The organism is Bacillus sp. 05T31 (assembly GCF_056396725.1).
The window spans coordinates 1-7,329 of the sequence record NZ_JBFTMA010000168.1; the positions used below are offsets into that span (position 1 = coordinate 1).

Sequence of the window (7,329 nt, forward strand, 5' to 3'; positions counted from 1 at the left end):
ATTTAAGCGTCTCTTTTTTCATTTCATCTTTACAACCGTTCTTCCTTTTAACTTTCCTTGCAGCATAAGTGTAAATTTCTCATCTAATTCTTCTAATGTACATTCTTCTGCATAAGATAATAGCTCTGAATTTTTCCACTCACCAGCTAGCAACGCCCACACTTCTCTTCTCACATCTACCGGACATTGAACTGAATCTATTCCTATAAGGCTAACCCCTCGTAATATGAATGGGTATACAGTTGTATTTAATTCATGCCCTGCTACGTTACCACACGTTGTTACACAGCCTCCATACTTAACTACCTTTAAAGAACTTTCTAACATGTTCCCGCCTACAGTATCGACAACCCCAGCGTATATTCCTTTAAGCATCGGTCTTCCTGATTCATCACTCAACTCCGCGCGATGAATCATCTTTTTTGCCCCTAAACGTAGCAGCATCTCTTTCTCTTCCATTTTCCCTGTTGCCCCTACTACGCTATATCCTAGCTTTCCTAAAATACTAACTGCTACACTGCCTACTCCGCCCGTAGCACCCGTTACTAAAACATCTCCCGTACTAGGCGTAATTCCCGCTCTAATAAGCTTATATACCGATAAGGCAGCCGTAAAACCTGCTGTCCCATATACCATACTTTCCTTCAAAGACATTTCTTTTGGTAAAGGAACGACCCAAGATGATGGCACGCGAATATATTCCCCGAAACCACCAGAAGTATTCATACCTAAATCATATCCAGTTACAATAACTTGATCGCCTTCCTGAAAGGCGTTATTTCCACTACTAACTACCTCTCCTGCTGCATCTATGCCTGGTGTATGAGGATATGTTCTCGTTACACCTTTATTACCAGTAGCTGAAAGGGCATCTTTATAATTTAATGAAGAATAATGAACCCGTATTAGCACATCTCCTTCAGGTAAACTATTAATTTCTCTCTCAACAAGCTTTCTTTCAAATTGATTATTTTCTTTTTCGTTCACGACCATTGCTCGGAATGATGTATGATTCATTACGCTCTCTCCTTCATCCGTAAAATCCTTCTTTATTATATAAGAAATGCTTATAAAGCGCATCGCTTCTTCTTGGCTATATTTCAACAAATCTTACTTCTCTATCCCTTTCTCACAATACATATTTTCATTTCTACTAAAACACATTATACTTGTTCTACATCTTTAAAATAAAATATAGAAAATCTGACTTTTTATAAATAAATTGAATTTTTACGAAATGTAAATGATTTGTAATGTTTTTTTTCGCTAAATTTCATTATAATAAGTGGATATGAGTGTCGTATTTCAATCCAACTGAAGGAGTACAAGAAATGGAGCAAAACCCATCTTTRCAAGAAAATACACGAAGTACATCGAAAAAAGGTAAGAAAAAAACAAAAATTATTATAAGCGTTATTTTATTCTTTTTAATAATAGGTGGCGGTTATACTTGGTTTTTAGTAAATAAAGCATCTTCTGCTATTCGAAATGCCGCTCACGATTTAGCGCGCGGTGATAAATCTGATTTACGTGATAAAGCTGTAAAACCTATTACGAATAATGTCTCTGTCTTAATAATGGGTGTTGATGAAAGCGATGTCCGTGGGAAAGAATATGGTGAAGCTATAAGAACGGATGCACTATTACTTGCAACGTTTAATAAAGATAGCAAAACTGTAAAACTATTAAGTATTCCACGAGACACGTATACTTATATTCCAGTAGAAAAGAAAAAAGATAAAATTACACACGCTCATGCATTTGGTTCTACTAAAAACGGAAAAGATGGTGGACCGCAAGCTAGTATTGATGCAGTTGAAAAATTAATGAATGTTCCTGTCGATTACTTTGTAAAATTTAACTTTAAATCATTCATGAAAATTGTTGATGATTTAGGYGGCATTGAAGTTGACGTACCAGTTGAGTTTACTGAACAAGATAGTAATGATAACGCCGATGCAATTCACCTGAAAAAAGGTGTTCAAAAGTTAAATAGTGAAGAAGCTCTTGCTCTTGCTAGAACAAGGCACATCGATAGTGATGCGATGCGTGGTCAACGTCAGCAACTCGTTATTGAAGCCATTTTAAAGAAACTAACAAGCGTTGGATCCGTAACAAAAGTTGGTAACATCATTGATGATATTAACGGACAATTCGTTACAAACTTAACATTCGACGATATGCTTTCATTCTATAAATATGGAGCAGATTCTTCAATTGAGAAATTACAACTTGAAGGTGAAGATTGTTACATGGCAAAAGGTGATGATACATGTAGTAAGTCATCTGGTGGTGGCCGAACTTACTACTACAATCCAGATAAAAAAGAATTAGCTAATGTTACAAACGAACTTCGTAGTCACCTTGGACTACCTGCCTATACAAAATCTGATTCTGATTCGAAAAAAACAAGCTCAGAGAAAACAAAAGAATCTAAGTCTGAAAATACGAGTGAACGCGAATCAAGTAACGATGAAACTCAAAATAAGAATAACAGTGAAGATACAGAAACATCGTCTAATGACAATGAATAAATTGAAGCAGTGCTCTATGGAGGTAGAGCACTGCTTCTTTTTAATTCTTTCAAAATTAAAAATCAGAACTTTCCAACTATCTTTTTTAATATTTTTAAATTATAATAAATAATAGTAATCTATTCCAATTATCAGGGGGCTCACACATATGAAAGCTGCAGTAAAACATAACATTTCAGATTTTAAAGAGTACTTAAAATCAAACGATATATACATGGAAGAAAATATAGATGAAAATGATGGTTCTGTACATTTCTCAGTAGGATTAGAAACAGAAGCTGGCGCAAAAATTCAACTTATCGCTGCYTTCCAAARCGAACATCCTGCTGTGGATATATACTGCTTCAATGTTGCTCTTGTACCTGATTCAACATCAAMAAATGAYATTTTACATGTCATCAATGAATTAAACACATCTTATCGATTTGCAAAATTCACGCTAAACAAACAAAACGCAATTGATATTTCAACATCTCTTGCATTCTCAGAACCAAACTTTAATCCCGCACTTGTCTTTGAACATACGAGAATGCTATATAAACTGGCAAACGATGAATATAAGAACTTAATGAARGTKATTTGGGCRTAATTAAAAAGATGGTGCTRCAAGAGCACCATCYTTTTAYTTYRATATCATATCAAYCCACATCTTTATCGCAGTACCTACAATTAAAGTAGACAATACGTATTGCAAGACTTTTTGATTCACTCTCTTCCCTACTCTCACTCCAAGCGGAGCGGCAAATAAACTTGCTATCGCAACGATAAGAGCCGGAATAACAACTATTTGTCCAGTAATCACTTTYCCAGTAGTAATTCCTATCGAGGAAATAAAAGTAATAGCGATAGATGTTGCTATTGTYGTACGTATCGGTAGTTTTAAAACAACTAGCATAATCGGTACTAAAAGAAAYGCACCACCAGCCCCAATAATGCCGGAAACACTTCCTACACTAAACGCTAGCAAACTAGCGAGCCACTTATTGTACGTAATTCCTTCTGTCCCCTTACGATTGCTTCGCTTTGGTATAAACATCATAATAGCCGCAATAGTAGCTAGTAATGTGTAAACAACGTTTACAGCATGCTCATTTAATAGATTCGCACTAAAGCTACCTACAAAGCTTCCTATTAATATACTAGCTCCCATATAAACAACTAAGGTTTTATCCATATCGTTACTTTTCCTATACGCCCACGCGCCTGCAAAAGTTGCAAAGAATACTTGAATCGCTGTAATACCACTCACTTCATGTGATGTATATCCAGCAAATCCTAGCAATACTGGAATGTATAAGATCATCGGATAATTAATAATTGCACCGCCAATCCCAACCATTCCTGAAATAAACGAACCTATAAACCCAATAATAAAAAGTAATACTGTTAAACTCATATTGTATCCCCTGCCTTCTAAAAAGAAGGTGATTTAAATAAATAAATTCACATTCCCATCCGAAGCATCTGCTAAATATGCACCTACTCCTGCAAACTCTACCCCTTCCATAATCTCCTCCTCTTTTAACCCTAATAAATCTACTGTCATTTGACAAGCTACAAGYTTAAYTCCCTGTTCTTTCGCCAWATCRATTAAATCTGGYAAAGGCATYGCWTTATGTTTTTTCATAATACCTTTAATCATYTTTGGYCCYATACCAGCAAAATTCATTTTTGATAATCCCATCTTATCAGCGCCGCGCGGCATCATTTTTCCAAACATTTTCTCTACAAAAGTTTTCTTCACTTTCACATGTTCATCTTTCCTTAAAGCATTTAATCCCCAAAAAGTATGAAAAATAGTCACCTCTTGATCATACGCCGCTGCACCATTTGCAATAATATAAGCAGCCATCGCTTTATCATAATCTCCGCTAAATAAAACAATTGTTGTTTTCTTCTGTTGTTCCATACTGTTCTCCTCCTAATTACCTGTAGGGGTATTTTAAAAATTGTAAAAAGGCTCAAATTATCTAGCTACACCCGATACTACTTTCCCCTTACAAAGCGTTCATACCGCCTGAAACATTTATAATGCGCTGAAATCCTAATTTCTTTAATACTTTTGCTGCTTGCTTACTTCTCATCCCGCTCTGACAAATAACAATTACTTCCTTATTTTTATCTAACTGATTTACTTTACTAGCTAACTCATTTAGCTGGATATTCTGAAATCCCTTCATATGATTTCCTCTATATTCACCTACTGTACGAACATCGATAAACTGCTTTCCCTGTTTTCCCACTATACTTTTTAATTCTTTTCCATTTATATTTTGAACACCTTTCACCGGTAAAAAACGTGAAATAACAAACGATGCAGCAAGTACAATGAAAAGCGTACTTAATATTGTGTTCATATAACTCCCCCTCTACATTTATAAAATTATTTCTTTACTACGCCTTCTTAATCCAAAACTTCAGCACATCGTCTTCTATATTATGCTTTACTATTTCATGACCGCCTGTTTTTGACCATGCTGGAATATCTTTTACTGATCCTTTATCCGTTACATGTACTTCTAACACTTCTCCAGTTTGTAAAGCATCCATCGCTCTCTTCGTTCTTACAATCGGCATTGGACATGCTAAACCTTTCGCATCTAATACTTGGTTTACATTCATCATCTATTCCTCCAGTTTGTTATTTTATAATGAATCATGAACTGCACAGCGATTTGGACCAATCTCCATTTCACGCTCTTCTTCCACATTCGGATAAATCTTACCCATATTCGTTTGACGAATTTCTTGATAAGCATTCGGCTGAGGTGGTAGATTCTCCGTTACAATTTTGCGGAATTCATTCTCATCTTTCATATTTAATCCTGCATTCACTTCAAACAATTGTTTTAAATTAGCACTCACAACCCCATTTTCATCCATTTCACTTATTTTTGAATAATGAGCTGGTAAAACAATTAACTCTTGCGATAATTCCTTATAACGTGTATATAAAGTACTTCGCAAATCCCCTACCCAGTCTTCCGCCTTTCCAGCAAGATCGGGACGACCAATTGAATCTACAAATAAAATATCACCTGATAATAAATACGTCTCATCGATAATAAAGGATGTACTTCCAATCGTATGCCCCGGTGAGTATAAAGCGTCAATTCCAATTTTGGTACCCCCCACCGTAATAACAGACCCTTCTATAAGCGGTTCGTATGAGAAAACGACTTCCTCGGCATCTTTTGGAGGTAACCAATACGTACCACCTACTTTTTCAGCTAACTTACGCCCTCCAGAAATATGATCTGCATGTAAATGTGTATCCATTACATTCGTAATAGTAACTCCATGCTCTTTTGCAAAATCTTCGTATGCTTCAATCGTTCTCACCGCATCAATGACTGCTGCTTCACCGTTTGAAACTACCATATAAGATAAGCATCCTTTTCCAAAACGATTAAATTGATATATACTTCCCCCGCCCTGTACATCCCCTACCTTTACCGGCTTCACATACTCACTCCAAGCTTTCATACCGCCAGCTAAATAATAAATATTATTGAAACCAGCATCTAACAATTGCTCTGCAACGAACTGAGAAGATCCCTCTTTCGCACATACAACTAAAATCTCTTTCTCTCTCGGCAATTCATCTACAATATGTTCTACACCATCTAATAAATCAAAATATGGTTTATTCATTGAAGAAATTTGTTTCCCTTCAATTTTCCATTCTTCATAATCCACTTCATTCCGAACATCTAAAATAAACAACTCTCCAAATAAAACTTTCTCTGCTATATCTTTTGCTTGTAACGGTTTAACACTCATCCAATTACCCCCATAGGTATRTTTWTATTTAAAAAATTTTATTTTTCTAYGTTCCCTTGCCAMTCTAACATRCCTGGAATGACATTTTTCACRTTTGMAWAACCTTTYTCTTTCAACATKTGGCACGCTATATCACTACGGTTACCAGTTCGGCAAACAACATAAATTGGTTTCGCATAATCTAACATAGCACTATCTAATTCACCTAATGGAACCGAAATTGCGGATGGAATATGACCAAAGGCGAATTCCGCTTCTTCACGAACATCTAATACAGTGCAATTTTCACCACTTAATAATATATTTTGCAATTCCCCATTCGTAATTGTATGAGGATATTTCACAACTTCATTCATTTCATGTTCGTGGGCTTTTCGTACATAATGCTTTAATATATCTCCCTCTTGTTTTGTTCCAATATATTGATGCCCTACTTTACTTGACCAACTTTGAATATCTAGCGTAGAACCTTTATCCGTCGCCTCTATTTCAATAACTTTCCCTGATACCAACCCTTCCATCGCCTTTTTTGTCTTCACAATTGGCATCGGACAAGCCAATCCTTTACAATCTAAACTCGTATCCACTTTTATACTCATCGTCATTTCCTCCCTAGTCATTATACATATACCTGTAGGGGTATAATAAAATGTTTTTGAAAATCTGTCAACACATATGTTTGACAGATTATCGGCTTTTTACAAGTAATTGAACAGCTTCTTTAATTAACTCTTCATTTGAGCCATTACCTGTCTCAAACTGCTCGCGCAAACATTGCTCTAAATTTGTTCCCACAACGAGTCCAATTGTACGATCTAGCGCAGAACGGGATGCAGTTAACTGTGTAATAACATCTCGGCAATCTTTTCCCTCTTCCATCATGCGAAGCACACCACGAACTTGACCTTCAATACGTTTCAATCTATTTTTCATATCTTGATTATATTCCATTCTATAATCACCTCATTACCATTATGTCACCATTTATAACTTATGACAATATAATATACCC

At 35.8% G+C, this 7,329-nt stretch carries 10 protein-coding genes; 2 read left to right on the plus strand and 8 right to left on the minus strand.

All coding sequences use genetic code 11. The features are described from left to right. Positions 1–18: 18 nt before the first annotated feature. Positions 19–1,017: a YhdH/YhfP family quinone oxidoreductase gene (locus AC1DJR_RS12695; protein WP_429687717.1), complete on the minus strand. Its 999-nt coding sequence runs from the start codon at positions 1,015–1,017 to the stop codon at positions 19–21. Positions 1,018–1,331: 314 nt separating this feature from the next. Between AC1DJR_RS12695 and AC1DJR_RS12700 the strand changes: the two genes are divergently transcribed. Together AC1DJR_RS12700 and AC1DJR_RS12705 are read left to right on the plus strand one after the other, a co-directional pair. Next, positions 1,332–2,534: an LCP family protein gene (locus tag AC1DJR_RS12700; RefSeq protein ID WP_429687693.1), complete on the plus strand. Its 1,203-nt coding sequence runs from the start codon at positions 1,332–1,334 to the stop codon at positions 2,532–2,534. Positions 2,535–2,682: 148 nt separating this feature from the next. Further along, positions 2,683–3,123 carry a hypothetical protein gene (locus tag AC1DJR_RS12705; protein WP_477002748.1) on the plus strand — a complete coding sequence of 147 codons (441 nt, stop codon included), beginning with the start codon at positions 2,683–2,685 and terminating at the stop codon, positions 3,121–3,123. Between the two features lie 33 nt (positions 3,124–3,156). Here AC1DJR_RS12705 and AC1DJR_RS12710 read toward each other — a convergent pair whose 3' ends face one another. From AC1DJR_RS12710 to AC1DJR_RS12740, 7 genes are all read right to left on the minus strand, one after another. Then, positions 3,157–3,930, minus strand: coding sequence for a sulfite exporter TauE/SafE family protein (locus AC1DJR_RS12710; RefSeq protein ID WP_477002749.1), 774 nt, complete (start codon positions 3,928–3,930; stop codon positions 3,157–3,159). Between the two features lie 33 nt (positions 3,931–3,963). Beyond that, positions 3,964–4,443 (minus strand): DsrE/DsrF/DrsH-like family protein, encoded by a 480-nt coding sequence (locus tag AC1DJR_RS12715; RefSeq protein WP_477002750.1) that lies wholly within the window; start codon positions 4,441–4,443, stop codon positions 3,964–3,966. An 88-nt stretch (positions 4,444–4,531) separates the two neighbouring features. Beyond that, on the minus strand, positions 4,532–4,891 hold the full coding sequence (locus tag AC1DJR_RS12720) for a rhodanese-like domain-containing protein (RefSeq protein WP_429687690.1): 360 nt from the start codon (positions 4,889–4,891) through the stop codon (positions 4,532–4,534). A 37-nt stretch (positions 4,892–4,928) separates the two neighbouring features. After that, positions 4,929–5,159, minus strand: coding sequence for a sulfurtransferase TusA family protein (locus tag AC1DJR_RS12725; RefSeq protein ID WP_060749996.1), 231 nt, complete (start codon positions 5,157–5,159; stop codon positions 4,929–4,931). 21 nt (positions 5,160–5,180) lie between these two features. Continuing rightward, positions 5,181–6,317, minus strand: a complete 1,137-nt coding sequence (locus AC1DJR_RS12730) for an MBL fold metallo-hydrolase (RefSeq protein ID WP_429687689.1) — start codon at positions 6,315–6,317, stop codon at positions 5,181–5,183. 38 nt (positions 6,318–6,355) lie between these two features. After that, positions 6,356–6,916: a sulfurtransferase TusA family protein gene (locus tag AC1DJR_RS12735; protein WP_477002751.1), complete on the minus strand. Its 561-nt coding sequence runs from the start codon at positions 6,914–6,916 to the stop codon at positions 6,356–6,358. Between the two features lie 88 nt (positions 6,917–7,004). After that, on the minus strand, positions 7,005–7,268 hold the full coding sequence (locus AC1DJR_RS12740) for a metal-sensitive transcriptional regulator (protein WP_000456201.1): 264 nt from the start codon (positions 7,266–7,268) through the stop codon (positions 7,005–7,007). Positions 7,269–7,329 lie beyond the last annotated feature (61 nt).

Coding starts and splice junctions, on each gene's coding strand:
- AC1DJR_RS12695 (WP_429687717.1), bottom strand. CDS start 1,017: ATGAATCATACATCATTCCGAGCAATGGTCGTGAACGAAAAAGAAAAT.
- AC1DJR_RS12720 (WP_429687690.1), bottom strand. CDS start 4,891: ATGAACACAATATTAAGTACGCTTTTCATTGTACTTGCTGCATCGTTT.
- AC1DJR_RS12725 (WP_060749996.1), bottom strand. CDS start 5,159: ATGATGAATGTAAACCAAGTATTAGATGCGAAAGGTTTAGCATGTCCA.
- AC1DJR_RS12730 (WP_429687689.1), bottom strand. CDS start 6,317: ATGAGTGTTAAACCGTTACAAGCAAAAGATATAGCAGAGAAAGTTTTA.
- AC1DJR_RS12740 (WP_000456201.1), bottom strand. CDS start 7,268: ATGGAATATAATCAAGATATGAAAAATAGATTGAAACGTATTGAAGGT.